Source organism: Streptomyces sp. AcH 505 (assembly GCF_000818175.1).
Taxonomy (GTDB): domain Bacteria; phylum Actinomycetota; class Actinomycetes; order Streptomycetales; family Streptomycetaceae; genus Streptomyces.
Genome location: NZ_JTIY01000001.1, coordinates 845,256 through 858,046, shown reverse-complemented (window position 1 = coordinate 858,046; position 12,791 = coordinate 845,256). Strand labels below are relative to the sequence as shown.

The 12,791-nt window shown below is 70.9% G+C and carries 11 protein-coding genes, 1 tRNA gene and 1 pseudogene; 8 read left to right on the top strand and 5 right to left on the bottom strand.

All coding sequences use genetic code 11. The features are described from left to right. Both HY68_RS03880 and HY68_RS03875 read left to right on the top strand, forming a co-directional pair. On the top strand, positions 1–425 hold a 425-nt coding region (locus HY68_RS03880; protein ID WP_198533205.1), incomplete at its 5' end, for a response regulator transcription factor. A gap of 89 nt (positions 426–514) precedes the next feature. After that, positions 515–586: transfer RNA gene (locus tag HY68_RS03875), tRNA-Arg, on the top strand. Between the two features lie 94 nt (positions 587–680). Here HY68_RS03875 and HY68_RS03870 read toward each other — a convergent pair. From HY68_RS03870 to HY68_RS03860, 3 genes are read right to left on the bottom strand one after another with little or no spacing between them, the layout of a single operon-like run. Then, positions 681–1,346: a GPP34 family phosphoprotein gene (locus tag HY68_RS03870; RefSeq protein ID WP_041984383.1), complete on the bottom strand. Its 666-nt coding sequence runs from the start codon at positions 1,344–1,346 to the stop codon at positions 681–683. Positions 1,347–1,402: 56 nt separating this feature from the next. After that, on the bottom strand, positions 1,403–2,104 hold the full coding sequence (locus HY68_RS03865; protein WP_041984382.1) for a DUF3159 domain-containing protein: 702 nt from the start codon (positions 2,102–2,104) through the stop codon (positions 1,403–1,405). A gap of 46 nt (positions 2,105–2,150) precedes the next feature. Next, on the bottom strand, positions 2,151–4,058 hold the full coding sequence (locus HY68_RS03860; RefSeq protein ID WP_041984380.1) for a S9 family peptidase: 1,908 nt from the start codon (positions 4,056–4,058) through the stop codon (positions 2,151–2,153). An 88-nt stretch (positions 4,059–4,146) separates the two neighbouring features. On the opposite strand from HY68_RS03860, the gene HY68_RS03855 reads away from it, so the two are divergent. Further along, the gene (locus tag HY68_RS03855; RefSeq protein WP_041984378.1) at positions 4,147–5,424 is read left to right on the top strand and encodes an amidohydrolase; all 1,278 of its coding nucleotides are present in this window, start codon (positions 4,147–4,149) and stop codon (positions 5,422–5,424) included. A gap of 194 nt (positions 5,425–5,618) precedes the next feature. Here the strand turns inward: HY68_RS03855 and HY68_RS03850 are convergent, their stop codons facing one another. Then, positions 5,619–6,023: an OsmC family protein gene (locus HY68_RS03850; protein ID WP_041984376.1), complete on the bottom strand. Its 405-nt coding sequence runs from the start codon at positions 6,021–6,023 to the stop codon at positions 5,619–5,621. 169 nt (positions 6,024–6,192) lie between these two features. On the opposite strand from HY68_RS03850, the gene HY68_RS03845 reads away from it, so the two are divergent. Further along, positions 6,193–7,140 (top strand): TauD/TfdA family dioxygenase, encoded by a 948-nt coding sequence (locus HY68_RS03845; protein WP_041984374.1) that lies wholly within the window; start codon positions 6,193–6,195, stop codon positions 7,138–7,140. 61 nt (positions 7,141–7,201) lie between these two features. Here HY68_RS03845 and HY68_RS03840 read toward each other — a convergent pair whose 3' ends face one another. Next, a complete protein-coding gene (locus HY68_RS03840) occupies positions 7,202–8,125 on the bottom strand; it encodes an SAM-dependent methyltransferase (protein ID WP_052457007.1) in 924 nt (307 codons plus the stop codon). A gap of 661 nt (positions 8,126–8,786) precedes the next feature. On the opposite strand from HY68_RS03840, the gene HY68_RS03835 reads away from it, so the two are divergent. The 4 genes and pseudogenes from HY68_RS03835 to HY68_RS03820 form a co-directional block, all read left to right on the top strand. Further along, positions 8,787–9,725: a polysaccharide deacetylase gene (locus HY68_RS03835; RefSeq protein WP_041984372.1), complete on the top strand. Its 939-nt coding sequence runs from the start codon at positions 8,787–8,789 to the stop codon at positions 9,723–9,725. Positions 9,726–9,849: 124 nt separating this feature from the next. Further along, positions 9,850–10,476 carry an acetate uptake transporter family protein gene (locus tag HY68_RS03830; RefSeq protein WP_041984369.1) on the top strand — a complete coding sequence of 209 codons (627 nt, stop codon included), beginning with the start codon at positions 9,850–9,852 and terminating at the stop codon, positions 10,474–10,476. Between the two features lie 139 nt (positions 10,477–10,615). Continuing rightward, positions 10,616–11,653, top strand: a complete 1,038-nt coding sequence (locus HY68_RS03825; protein WP_041984367.1) for an aldo/keto reductase — start codon at positions 10,616–10,618, stop codon at positions 11,651–11,653. Between the two features lie 187 nt (positions 11,654–11,840). Continuing rightward, a pseudogene (locus tag HY68_RS03820) lies at positions 11,841–12,791 on the top strand (glycoside hydrolase family 92 protein); the annotation flags it as partial.

Here is a 12,791-nt window from a genome sequence, read left to right as displayed (position 1 = left end):
GGCACCCGTCGCTGCCGGTGCTCGTCCTCAGCCAGTACGTGCAGCGCGCCTACGCCGCCGACCTCCTCGACTCCGGGGACGGCTCGGCCGTCGGCTACCTGCTGAAGGACCGGGTCGGCCAGGTCGAGGACTTCGACGCGGCCCTGCGGGACGTCGCGTCGGGCGGCACGGTCGTCGACCCGGAGGTCGTACGCCGGCTGCTGCGCCGCCGCCGCGACCCGCTGGAGCGGCTGACACCCCGTGAACGGGAAGTGCTCGCCCTGGTGGCCGAGGGAAAGTCCAACGCGGCGATAGCGGCCCAACTCGTCGTCTCCGAGGCCGCCGTCGGCAAGCACATCGGCAACATCCTGGCCAAGCTGGATCTCCCGCCGGCCGACGACACCCACCGCCGCGTCCTGGCCGTCCTGACCTACCTCCGCGCCTGACGCCCCCGCCCGCCCCGGCCCCTGAATACCTGTTCACGGCCACCCCACCGGAGCTGGTAGGGTTTCTCCCGTCGCCACAAAGACGACATGCCCCCGTAGCTCAGGGGATAGAGCATCGGCCTCCGGAGCCGGGTGCGCAGGTTCGAATCCTGCCGGGGGCACTTCCGGAATCAAGGCTCTGACCAGCAGAAATGCCGGTCAGAGCCTTTTTGCTGCACCGTGTCGCCCCGCCGCCGCACCGGCCGGCCGGCGGTGTCAGCTTCCCCAGCCGCCGCCCGTCGGGCGCAGCGCCGCCATGGAGGCCTGGAGCGCTTTGCGCAGGCCCGGAACCGTCTTGTCGAACTGCTCTCCGTACGCCTTGATTTCCTTCTTGTGCGCGCGGGCCTCGCTGCGGGAGAAGAGGTGGTGCGAGTAGTCGCTCTCCGTGGCGAGCACCGTCAGCGCCAGGTCGTCCAGGGGGATGTTCGCCGGGTCCAGGCCCTTCAGGATCGGCTCCTGGCTCTTCTCGCGCAGCGCCACCACATGGTCCGGGTGGTTGACGGTGACCTGGTGCTGGGAGAGCAGCGACAGCTTTTTCTTGGTCTTCTCGCCGAGGGCGATCTCGCCCTGTTCGAGGAGCTGTTCGCGGACCGCCGACTCGGCGGTGTGGGCGCGCAGGTGCACCAGGTTGAGCCAGTGCTGGGGCTTCGGCTTCACCTCGTTCCAGACCTCGGCGAGGAAGGGGTCACCCGGGGCCGAAACGGCCTCGCGGACCACTTTCTCCTTGCCCGGTACGACGCTGACGAGGCCGGCGTCGACCAGTTCGACCAGGGCGGCCGCGCGGAGTTTCTGGCCGCGGAACTGGAGGTTGTTCGCCTCGAACTTCTCCTTCGCCACGGTGTAGCTGAGCAGGTACAGCCGCTGCGGCAGCGTGTCGAGCATGGGTTCTCCTCTGCGGTCGTGCGGGCGGCGGGGCGTACTCCTGGGCCGGTGCGGGGTCAGGAGGTCGGCCGCACCGCGCCGATCGCCTGGAGCCGCTTGCCCGACCGGCGGGCCGCCCACAGCACGACCAGGAAGGCCAGGGCGAGCAGCGGGTAGCCCATCACGATCTTCGCGACGGCCAGCCAGCCGGTGGCGTCCTTCTCGTACAGCCACTGCTGCACGCCGAACCGGACGGCGAAGACCGCGGTGAAGGCGAGGGTGGCGATGTCGTAGTAGTGGGTCGACGCCTTGTCCTTGAGCCAGGCGGTCCCGGTGCCGTTCAGGGCGCCCCAGACGATTCCGGCGAGCGGCCGGCGTATCAGGACGGAGATGAGGAAGATCGCGGCGAGGACCAGGCTCGCCCAGATGCCCAGCAGGAAGTAGCCCTTGGCCGACCCGGTCTTCCAGGCGACGAACGAGGCCACGGCCACCCCGAACAGCCCGGAGAGGGCCGGCTGGAGTGATTCCTTGCGGACCAGCCGCAGTACGGAGATCGCGACCGCCACGGCGACGGCCGTGATGATGGCGCCGGTCAGCCCGAAGGACGCGTTGCCGAGCACGAAGGCCACGATGGGCAGCATCATGTACACGACGCCGGTCGAGCCGCCCATCTGTTCGAGCGCCGTGGGCTTGGCCTTGCGCTCCGGCTCGGGGGTCCGGGGCCCGTCGAGCGGGTAGGTACGGTTGTCGGATTCTGCGGAACGTACGGACTTCGTCATGCGGGTTCAACTCCCTCAGTCGTGCGGGTGGTTCGGACCGTGCTGACTAGCTGTTCGCGTGCTGCCGCCCGCCCAGGTGCCGGGCGAGGAAGCGGTCGGCCGCGCGGTACATGTCGATGCTGTTCTCCGGGTTCACGAAGCCATGTCCTTCGTTGCTCTTGACCATGTATTCGACCGGTACGCCCCGCGCCCGCAGCGCGGCGACGATCTGGTCGGACTCGGCCTGCACGACGCGGACGTCGTTGGCCCCCTGGATCACCATCAGCGGCGTACGGATCTGGTCGACCCGGCTGATCGGCGAGCGGGCCAGCAGGTCGGCCCGCTGCTCCGGGTCGTCCGGATCGCCCGCGTACAGATGCCAGTTGGTGGCCAGATGGGGCTTCACGAAATCCGGCACGGTACCCAGGAAGTTCACGAGGTCCGAGATGCCGAAGCAGTCGACGGCCGCCGCGAAGACGTCGGGGGTGAACGTGACGCCGACCAGCGCGGCGTAACCGCCGTACGAGCCGCCGAAGACGGCGACACGGGACCGGTCGGCGTACCCCTTGTCGACGGCCCAGTCGACGGCGTCGATCAGGTCGTCGTGCATCTTGCCCGCCAACTCCCCGATACCGGCCTTGAGATGGGCCTTGCCGTAACCGGTCGAGCCGCGGAAGTTGACCTGGAGCACCGCATAGCCCCGGTTGGCCAGCAGCTGGGCCAGGGGGTTGAAGCCCCAGCTGTCGCGGGACCAGGGACCGCCGTGCACCAGCAGGACCATCGGCAGCCCGGACGGCTCGGTGCCGGGGGGCAGGGTCAGGTACGAGGGGAGGTCGAGGCCGTCGCGCGCCGGGATCGTGACCGGCGTCATGGGGGCGAGGGCCTCGCGGTCCAGGTGCGGATACGGCCGGAACAGCAGCCGGCTCTCGCCCGTGCTGTGGTCGTAGTAGTACGTGGCGCCGGGATCGACGTCGTTGGTGAAGCTGACGACCCAGTGCCGGCCGCTCCGGTCGGACGAGACGCCGGCCAGGTCGCCGTCGGACAGCTTGGTCAGATGTGCCAGCACCTCGGCGAAGTGCGGGTCGAGGGGGTGGACCACCTGCCGCTCGCCGAGGTAGCGGGCGCCGAGCAGCTCGCCGGTGCGCCGGTCGCGGATGAGCGGCGAGGGCAGGCTGGGGAAGACGGCGGAGCGGGTGTCGAGGTCGAAGACGGGGTGGCTGTCCACCTCGGTCTCCTCGCCGGTGGCCAGGTCGACCCGGACCAGCCTGGTCCTGTCGGTGCCCAGGCAGGAGCCGATCCACACGCCGGCGCCGTCCGGGGTGAGCTGGATCGGGTGGATGCCGAGCGGGTAGTCGGACCCGTCGTACTCCAGGACGGGGGAGAGGCTGCCGGCTTCGGCGTCCCAGCGGGCGAACTCGACATTGCCCTCGTCGGTCGTGGTGTAGGCGTACAACTCGCCGCCGGGCGCGCACAGCCAGCCGGCGACCGTGCCGGGGTTCTGCACGAGCATCGTCAACTCGCCTGTGGCGATGTCGAGTTCGAACAGGTCGAACTCGGCGGGATTCCGGCGGTTCAGATTCAGGATCGCCTTGCCCGGACGCGAGAGCGGCAGTTCGAGCCCGGTGACCTTGCTCCCCGGAAAGGGGGTGAGGTCGACGGCTTCGGCTCCGGGGCTCGCCAGGTCGACCCGGTACAGGTGCCAGTTCTCGTCGCCGTCGCCGTCCTGCTCGTACAGCAGCCAGCGCGGATCGTCCGTCCAGTGGTACGACGACACGCTGCGGTTGACGTCGGCGGTGACGCAGCGGGCCTCGCCGTCCGGCTCGACGCTCCGCACCCAGACGTTCAGCCGCTCCCGCCACGGCGCCAGGTAGGCGATCCGGGTGCCGTCGGGCGAGATCGAGGCGCCGGCACGTTCGGGTGAGTCGAAGAGCTCCTCGACGGTGAGGTGCGAGGGTGTGTGCGATGTCGTGGACATAGAAATCTCCTGTCCGCTTTCTTGGGCACCAAACGTCAGGATGTCACTAAGTGACAGTCTGCTCCTTCGGAAGGGAAACAGAGGACGTATGACCACTCCCACGCAGTCGGACACGCCGGCGCAGCCGGACGCACCCGTACGGACGGCCCGCCGCACGGCGGAACTCACCGGCGGGCTCCAGGCCGCCGACCTGGCGGACTTCTACCGCGACCTGCACCGGCACCCGGAACTGTCCCGGCGGGAGTTCCGCACCGCGGGCAAGCTCGCCGCCGCCCTGCGCACCGCCGGGTACGAGGTGACCGAGGGGGTCGGCGGCACCGGCGTCGTGGGGGTGCTGCGGCGCGGCGAAGGGCCGGTCGTCTGGCTGCGCGCCGACATGGACGCGCTGCCGGTCGGTGAGGAGACCGGTCTCGACTACGCCTCGCAGGTGCCGGGGGTCATGCACGCGTGCGGCCACGATCTGCATGTGACCTGGCTGATGGGCGCCGCACTGGCACTGGCCGCCGGGCGGGACGTCTGGTCGGGCACGGTCGTGGTGATCGGCCAGCCCGCCGAGGAGGGCGGCGCCGGCGCGGCGGCGATGGTGGCGGACGGGATGCACACCCGCTTTCCCCGCCCGGACGTCGTCCTCGGCCAGCACGCGGCCCCCGGGCCCGTCGGCCTCTACTCCCACACACCGGGACTGACGATGTCGGCGGCCGACGACCTCGATCTGATCGTGTACGGGGTCGGCGGCCACGGCTCACGCCCCGAAGCCGCGGTCGATCCCATCGTCACGGCGGCCCATGTCGTCACCCGGCTCCAGACGGTGATCTCGCGGGAAATCGCCGCCCGCCACTCGGCCGTTCTCACCGTCAGCCAGTTCCACGCGGGTGAGCGGTCCAACATCATCCCCGGCGAGGCCAGGCTCGGGCTCAACCTGCGCACCCAGGACCCCGCCGTCCGCGAGCAGATCCTCGCCGCGATCCGCCGGATCGCCGAGGGCGAGTGCGCTGCCGCGGGCTGCCCGAAGGCGCCGGAGATCACGGTCGTCTCCAGCTATCCCACGACCGTCAACGACGCCGCCCTCGACACCGAGATCGCCGCCGTCCACCGCGCGGTGTTCGGTGACGGCGCCGTGCTCGACGCGGGACCCGCGATGGGCAGCGAGGACTTCTCCCTGCTCGCGCCCGCCGGGGTCCCGTACGACTACTGGTACGTCACCTCGACGCCGCTGTCCGTGTGGGACGGCGCGCCGGGCGGCGATCTCATGGAGAAGTTCGCCAACGTGCCGGCCAACCACAGCCCGCTGTTCGCCCCTGACCTGTCGGTGCTCGTCCCGGGCGTTCAGACGCTGGTGTCGGCCGCCCTGGCCACGCTGGCCTGAGCGCCGGCCGCCTCCGCCGCACCCGAGGGGCCTTGGGGTCTGTCGTGTGGATCTTGCCGGGCTCGCGCGGGCCTGCACCGCGCCTCGCGGCGTTGTCGTCGGTCGGCGACGCTCCGCGTCGCCTCCCTCCTCCGCCTTGCGATCCACGGCACCGGCCCACGCTCCCTCATCCGGCCTGATCCACACGACAGACCCTAGGTGGCGATGTCGAGCGTCACCTCCGTGCCCTTCTCGATCGTGCGGCTGACGGTGCACTCCTTGGCGACCGCGCTGCGTATCGCGGCGGCCACCCGCTCACGCGCTGCCTCGTCCAGCGACGAGAGGTCCACGTCCAGGGCGACATGCAGCGTGTCGTACTCATGGCTGCCGGGGCGGCGGTCGTTGCCCGCCGTCGCCGTGAAGCGCGCGTCCTCGCCCGAGCGCCGTACCACCAGCTCCTCGACCGTCACCGCTGCGCACGCCGCCGCCGACAGCTGGAGCAGCTCGCCGGGGGTGAAGGAACCCTCACCGCCGACGCGGCCGACCCGTACCTCCGCCCCGCGCGTGTTCCGTCCGACGAACTCGTGCGAACCGGTCCGCTCGATCTTCAGCTCAGCCATCGCTCATCCCTGCTGTCGTCCTTCGTCACTCCCCGTAACTTCCCGCCGCCCTCTTTTGTTCCCGGTTGCCGCGCCGGGCCGCCGCCCGGACGAGGTTTCGCAGGACTGCCATACGCCCGTAACGTCCCTCCGTTGACCGCCCCCACCCCCGCTGCGAGCATCGGATCCCATGACCACTGCCACGGGACTACGGATCAGCAAGGCCGCCGGACACATCGGCGCCGAGATAGCCGGCGTCGATCTGGCCGAGGACCTGTCACCCACCGTCATCGAGGAGATCCGCGCCGCCGTGCTGGCGCACAAGGTCGTCTTCTTCCGCGACCAGCGGCTGGACGCCGTGTCGCAGGAGGCGTTCGCCCGCCGGTTCGGCTCACCGACGGCGGCGCACCCGACCGTGCCGGCCCTCGACGGCAGCCCCGCCGTGCTCGACCTGGACTACGGACGCACCACGGGGCGCGCCAACCAGTGGCACACCGATGTCACCTTCGTCCGGTCGCCACCGCTCGGCTCGATCCTGCGGGCCGTCACCATCCCGCCGTACGGCGGCGACACGGTGTGGGCCAACACCGTGCGGGCGTACGAGACGCTCCCCGCCGAACTGCGCGCGCTCGCCGACCGGTTGTGGGCCGTGCACTCCAACGCGTACGACTACGTCTCCGAGGCGCGGCAAGGCGACGACTCGGCGTCGGAGCGCGAGTACCGCGAGGTGTTCACCTCGACCGAGTACGTCACCGAGCACCCGGTGGTGCGCGTCCACCCGGAGACGGGCGAACGGGCCCTGGTACTGGGCGGGTTCGTCCGCCGCTTCGTCGGCTGGACGGGCGAGGACTCCCGCGACCTGCTGCGGGTCCTGCAGAACCACGTCACCGAGCTGGAGAACACCGTGCGCTGGCGGTGGGCTCCCGGCGACGTGATCTTCTGGGACAACCGCGCGACCCAGCACTACGCGATAGCCGACTACGGCGACCAGCCGCGACGGGTGCAGCGGATCACGCTCGTCGGCGATGTGCCGGTGTCGGTCTCGGGGGAGCGCAGCCGCTCGGTCACCGGTGACGACAGCGCGTACAACTCGGCGCTCGGCCGGCCCGGCGACGCGGCGGCCGTGGGCGCCTCCTGACCGGCTGACCGCGCGGTGGGTCGTACGGTTCCACGGCCCACCGCCCGCTCACGCGCACGCGTCACGGCTTGCGCGCGACCCCCGCGTAACCGGAGATCATCGCGTCCAGCTGGTCCGCCGAGTAGCCCGCGAACGGGTCGGCGGGCGGCGCCGGCGCCTCGTCGTCCGGGCCGTCCTCCCTGCTGGTCGGGTCGGCGGGCGCCGGGTCGGGACGCCAGCGGTGAATGACCTGCAGCCCCGGCTCCAGCATCTCCAGCCCGTCGAAGAACCTCAGGATCTCCGGGCGGTCGCGGATCTGCCCCGATATCCCCGACGCCTTGTACGTCGCGTGCACCCGCGCCCACTCCTCAGGCGCGAACTCGTTCGTCGCGTGGGAGAGCACCAGATGGCTGCCGGACGGCATCGCGTCCATGAGCGTCCGCACGATCTCGTACGCGCCCTCGCCGTCCTCGACGAAGTGCAGCACGGCGAGCAGCATGACGGCCACCGGCCGGTCGAAGTCGATGACCTCGGCCAGTTCGGCGGACTCCAGGATCGTCCCGGGCTTCTTGAGGTTGCCCTCGATGTAGGTGGTCCTGCCCTGCGGGGTGCTGACCAGCAGCGCCTGCGCGTGTGCGAGGACGATCGGGTCGTTGTCCGCGTAGGCCACCCGGGCGGCCGGGTTGAGCCCCTGCGCCACCTGATGGGTGTTGGGGGACGTCGGTATGCCGGTGCCGATGTCGAGGAACTGGTCGATGCCCGCGCCCACCAGGTCCCGCACGGCGCGGGTCAGGAACCGCCGGTTGGCCAGCGCGCCGTAACGCAGGTTCGGGAAGGCGGTCAGGACCTGCTCGGCGGCGGCCCGGTCGACCGGGTAGTTGTCCTTGCCGCCCAGGTAGTAGTCGTACATGCGCGCCGACTGCGGCTTGCTGGTGTCGACCTGCGGCTTGGGGGGACGTCTGCGGACGCCCGCCGGCCCGGCGGCCTCGGGCTCGTGGTCAGTCATCGTGACGGTTCCTTCGGTGGGACCGGCGGGGGCCGGCGGTACCGGACAACGGGGCTGTCGTCGGTGCGACACGAAGTGGTTGAGCGGCCAGGACCGCTCGGGCGATCAAATCACTTCACGTGCAGCCTAGTTGCTCTCCCGGCCGTCTCGCGCTCACCCGCACCGCCGCGACCGCGAGCCGGCTTCGCCGCGGGCGCTCCTTCACGGGCGGACGTCGCCGGTCACGGCAGTCGTCGCTGTCCCGGGGCGGGTCCGCCGCACGGTCGCTCCCTCGCCTCGCCGCACGCACGCACTCACGCGCGCTCGCCGCCGCGCTTCCGCTTCGCCGCTGCCGCGCACCCGGTTGGTCGGGCCGGGTGCGCGGCGATCACGGGCCGCCGGCCGGGCGCGGGTCGGTCACCGGCGGTTCCCCCCTCCCCGGGCAGCTGCCCCCCGCGCAGCTGCCCGACTCCGCCGCACACCCCGCTCGGCTCCCCCCGAAGGTGCGGCGACGACTCACGCCACACTGCCAGGCCCGGGACCGGCCGTCGTTGACCAGGAGTCCACTCCTTCTTGACGCTCAGGCCACACGCCGTGACGTGCCGCTTGACCTGGGCGGCAGCGCGGCCCAGTGTCGGGGTCATGACCTTCGCCGAGGAGCACGTCCGCCAGGAGCGCCGCCATGACCACAGCTGACAGCGCGGGACGTCCCGGCCCCGCCGACACCCGGGAGCCCTGGCAGTGGGACGAGGCGACCTGGCGCGGCCATGTCGGGGCCGTACGGGCCGGGCGCTCCCTGCTGCCCGCCGCGTGGCCGGGCGGGGCGCGGGCGGCCGTCGCGCTCTCCTTCGACTCCGACCATGAGACCATTCCGCTCCGCGACGGCGAGACCCGTCCGGGCAAGCTTTCCCAGGGGGAGTACGGCTCCCGGGTGGCGGCCCCGCGCATCCTGCGGCTGCTGGCGGAGCGCGGGCTGCCCGCGACGTTCTTCATGCCGGCCGTGTCGGCCCTGCTCCACCCCGAGGAGGTACGGGCGTACGTGGACGCCGGGCACGAGGTCGCGCTGCACGGCTGGATCCACGAACGCAACATGACCCTCGCGCCCGCCGACGAGCGCGAGCTGGCGCTGCGCGCGGCTGACACGTTGGAGAGGCTGAGCGGCACCCGGCCGGTCGGACTGCGCACGCCCTCCTGGGACTTCTCCGACCACACCCTCGCGGTCTCCCGCGAACTGGGCCTGCTGTACGACTCCTCGCTGATGGCCGACGACGACCCGTACGAGATCCTCGCCGCCGGTGAGCCCACCGGCATGGTGGAGATCCCGGTGGAGTGGATCAGGGACGACGCGCCGTACTTCACGATGGACCGGCACACCTCGTCCCGGCCCTACACACCGCCCCGGGGCGTCCTGACCATCTGGCGCGACGAATTCGATCAGGCGGTCGAGGAGGGCGGCGTCTTTCAGCTCACCCTGCACCCGCATGTCATCGGCCACCGGTCCCGGATCACCGTCCTGCGTGAACTCCTCGACCACATCGCCGAGTTCGACGTCTGGTACGCCACGCACGCCCAGTTGGCACAGTACGTCGCCAAGGACGGGCAAAACGGACGCAAAGGATAATGCGTGGCGTCTTGACCGAGGTCTCCGGCGAGACCAGGATGATGTTCCGCCAACCCGGTGTAATGGGCATGCACTACACGGGTGCGCGCCCTGTCCGCCGGGGACATCGCGGAGAGGATCCACAGTGGCATCTGCCGAATCGAACGCCGCCGTACCAGCCGCCCCCCAGTCTGCCGCCCCCGCCGCCTCCGGTATCGCCGATCCGGGCGCCCTCGGGCTCGCCGCCTTTGCGATGACCACCTTCGTCCTCAGCTTCTTCAACGCGGGGCTGATCAACGAATCCGTGGAGAACGTCGTCCTGCCGCTCGCGTTCTTCTACGGCGGGATCATCCAACTCCTCGCCGGCATGTGGGAGTTCCGGCGCGGCAACACCTTCGCCGCCACGGCCTTCGCGTCCTTCGGCGGCTTCTGGCTGGCGTTCGCCGGATACAGCTCGCAGGTCGCGCCGCACCTCAACCCGGCCCACGCCTACCAGGCCACCGGCCTCTTCCTGCTGGCCTGGGCGATCTTCACCGGCTACATGTGCCTCGCCGCGCTGCGCACCAGCGTCGCCGTGCTCGCCGTGTTCGTCACGCTGACCGTCACCTTCGTCCTGCTGACCATCGGCGCCTTCGACCAGTCGACCTCGATCACCAAGGCCGGCGGCTGGGTCGGCCTGGTGACGGCGGTGGTCGCCTGGTACGCCTCGGCGGCCACGGTCACCAACAACACCTGGAAGCGCGAGCTGCTGCCGACCTGGCCGCTGGCCTGAACCGCGTACCGCCGCCCACCCGCACGGCCCGTCCCTCCGGGGGGGCGGGCCGTCGGCGATTCGCCTCCCGGTCCCACCGGGGGCCGGGGCGTAGCCTTCTCGGCGCTGTGACCGAACGAATCGTCAACGGGAGCGCACGATGACGGAGTACCGCACCTTCGGCCGAACCGGCGTCAAGGTCAGCCCGCTGTGCCTGGGCACCATGATGTTCGGCGGCCGGGGAAATCCGGACCACGACGACAGCATTCGCATCATCCACCGCGCACTCGACGCGGGCATCAACTTCGTCGACACCGCCGACGTCTACTCGGCCGGCGAGTCGGAGACCATCCTGGGCAAGGCGCTCGCCGGCGGGCGCAGGGACGACGTCGTCCTGGCGACCAAGTTCCACGGCGGCATGGGGGACGACCCCAACCACCAGGGCAACTCCCGCCGTTGGATCGTCCGCGAGGTGGAGAACAGTCTCCGCAGGCTCGGCACCGACTGGATCGACCTCTACCAGGTGCACCGGCCGAGCGAGGACACCGACTTCGACGAGACGCTCGGCGCGCTCTCCGACCTGGTGCACCAGGGCAAGATCCGCTACATCGGCACCTCCACCTACCCGCCGTCGCAGATCGTCGAGGGCCAGTGGATCGCGGAGCGCCGCGGGCACGAGCGCGTGGTCAGCGAGCAGCCGCCGTACTCCGTCCTGGCCCGCGGCATCGAGCGCGAGATGCTGCCGGTGGCGCAGAAGTACGGTCTCGCGGTGATCCCGTGGAGCCCGCTGGCCGGCGGCTGGCTCTCCGGCCGCTACCGCAAGGGCGCCGAGCAGCCCGCGTCGAGCCGCGCCAGCCAGGGCGTACGGTTCGAGATCAACGCCCCGCAGAACGCGGCGAAGCTCGAAGCGGCCGACGCGCTGGCCCGGCTGGCGGAGGAGGCGGGCATCACGCTCGTCCAACTCGCCCTCGCCTTCGTGCTGGAGCACCCGGCGATCACCTCCGCCATCATCGGCCCGCGCACCATGGAGCAGTTGGAGACCCAGCTCGGCGCCGACGACATCAAGCTGAGCCAGGACGTGCTGGACCGGATCGACGAGATCGCCCCGCCCGGCACCAACTTCACCGACAGGGACGCCGGTTACACCCCGCCGTCGCTGAGCGACCCGGCGCTGCGGCGCAGGAGCGCCGTCCGGTAACACGAGCGGTACATGTAATGGGCAGGGAAAGGTGTGGTCCGGAGCGTTGACATGGCGTCACGCCGAGGGCCACGCTCTCCATCGGTACGGATTGGCAACGTTGTCATCCTGGTAATTCTCGGATGCACAACGTTGTATTCCGCTGATCAGTGACGTCTTGACTCGCTGCTCGCCGTGGAGGCAACCGATGACAGAACCCCGAACCGGACGCGAACCGGCGCCCCGGATCCGTAGTCGTACCGACGGCCGCAGACAGGGCCGATTCCGCAGACACCTGGCCGTGGTCGCGGTGCTGGGGCTGGCGCTCGTACCGCTCCAGGCGGTCGGCCAGGCCTCGGCGGCGACCGGACCCGCGCTGGTCGGCGACCCCGCCTCGCTGGTCAATCCGCTCATCGGCACCTCCGGCGCCGTGGACACCTTCCCCGGCCCCGACATGCCGGCCGGGATGATGCAGTGGGGCCCCGACACCACTCCGGACCGCCCGTCCGGCGGCGGCTACGAGTACGACGACAGCAAGATCTCCGGCTACAGCCTGACCCATGTGTCGGGACCCGGCTGCGGGGTCGCCGGCGACCTGCCGATCCTGCCGGTCACCGGGGCGCTCTCGGGCAACCTCGGTAACACCTCCGCCCAGTTCAGCCATGATGACGAGCAGACGTCGATCGGCTACTACGGCGTCAAGGACGCGGCCGGCATCACCACCGAGCTGACCGACACCACCCGGGCGGGGCTCGGCAAGTTCACCTTCCCCGGCAGCACCGACTCCAGCCTGCTGCTGAAGCTGAGCAACGGCGCCACGCAGGTCGACGGCACCCGGGTGAGCGTCGTCAGCAAGCGCGAGGTCTCCGGATCGGTCGACAGCGGTCACTTCTGCGGCGCGGCCAACCGGTACACACTGCACTTCGACATCAAGTTCGACCACCCCTTCACCACCAGCGGTACGTGGGTGGGCAGCACGATCAACCCCAACACCACGTCGCTCCAGCGGGGCGCGGTCAAGCAGACGCCGTCGGCGGCGCCGAAGGGCCCGAAGAAGGAGAAGCACTTCACCGTGCCCTCCGCACCGGCCCCCACCGTGCACGGCAAGAACCCCAAGGGCACCCCGGCCCCGAGCCCGTCCGCCTCGCCGAGCGCGGCT

Coding starts and splice junctions, on each gene's coding strand:
- HY68_RS03870 (WP_041984383.1), bottom strand. CDS start 1,346: ATGCTCGACACGCTGCCGCAGCGGCTGTACCTGCTCAGCTACACCGTG.
- HY68_RS03865 (WP_041984382.1), bottom strand. CDS start 2,104: ATGACGAAGTCCGTACGTTCCGCAGAATCCGACAACCGTACCTACCCG.
- HY68_RS03860 (WP_041984380.1), bottom strand. CDS start 4,058: ATGTCCACGACATCGCACACACCCTCGCACCTCACCGTCGAGGAGCTC.
- HY68_RS03855 (WP_041984378.1), top strand. CDS start 4,147: ATGACCACTCCCACGCAGTCGGACACGCCGGCGCAGCCGGACGCACCC.
- HY68_RS03850 (WP_041984376.1), bottom strand. CDS start 6,023: ATGGCTGAGCTGAAGATCGAGCGGACCGGTTCGCACGAGTTCGTCGGA.
- HY68_RS03845 (WP_041984374.1), top strand. CDS start 6,193: ATGACCACTGCCACGGGACTACGGATCAGCAAGGCCGCCGGACACATC.
- HY68_RS03840 (WP_052457007.1), bottom strand. CDS start 8,125: ATGACTGACCACGAGCCCGAGGCCGCCGGGCCGGCGGGCGTCCGCAGA.
- HY68_RS03835 (WP_041984372.1), top strand. CDS start 8,787: ATGACCACAGCTGACAGCGCGGGACGTCCCGGCCCCGCCGACACCCGG.
- HY68_RS03825 (WP_041984367.1), top strand. CDS start 10,616: ATGACGGAGTACCGCACCTTCGGCCGAACCGGCGTCAAGGTCAGCCCG.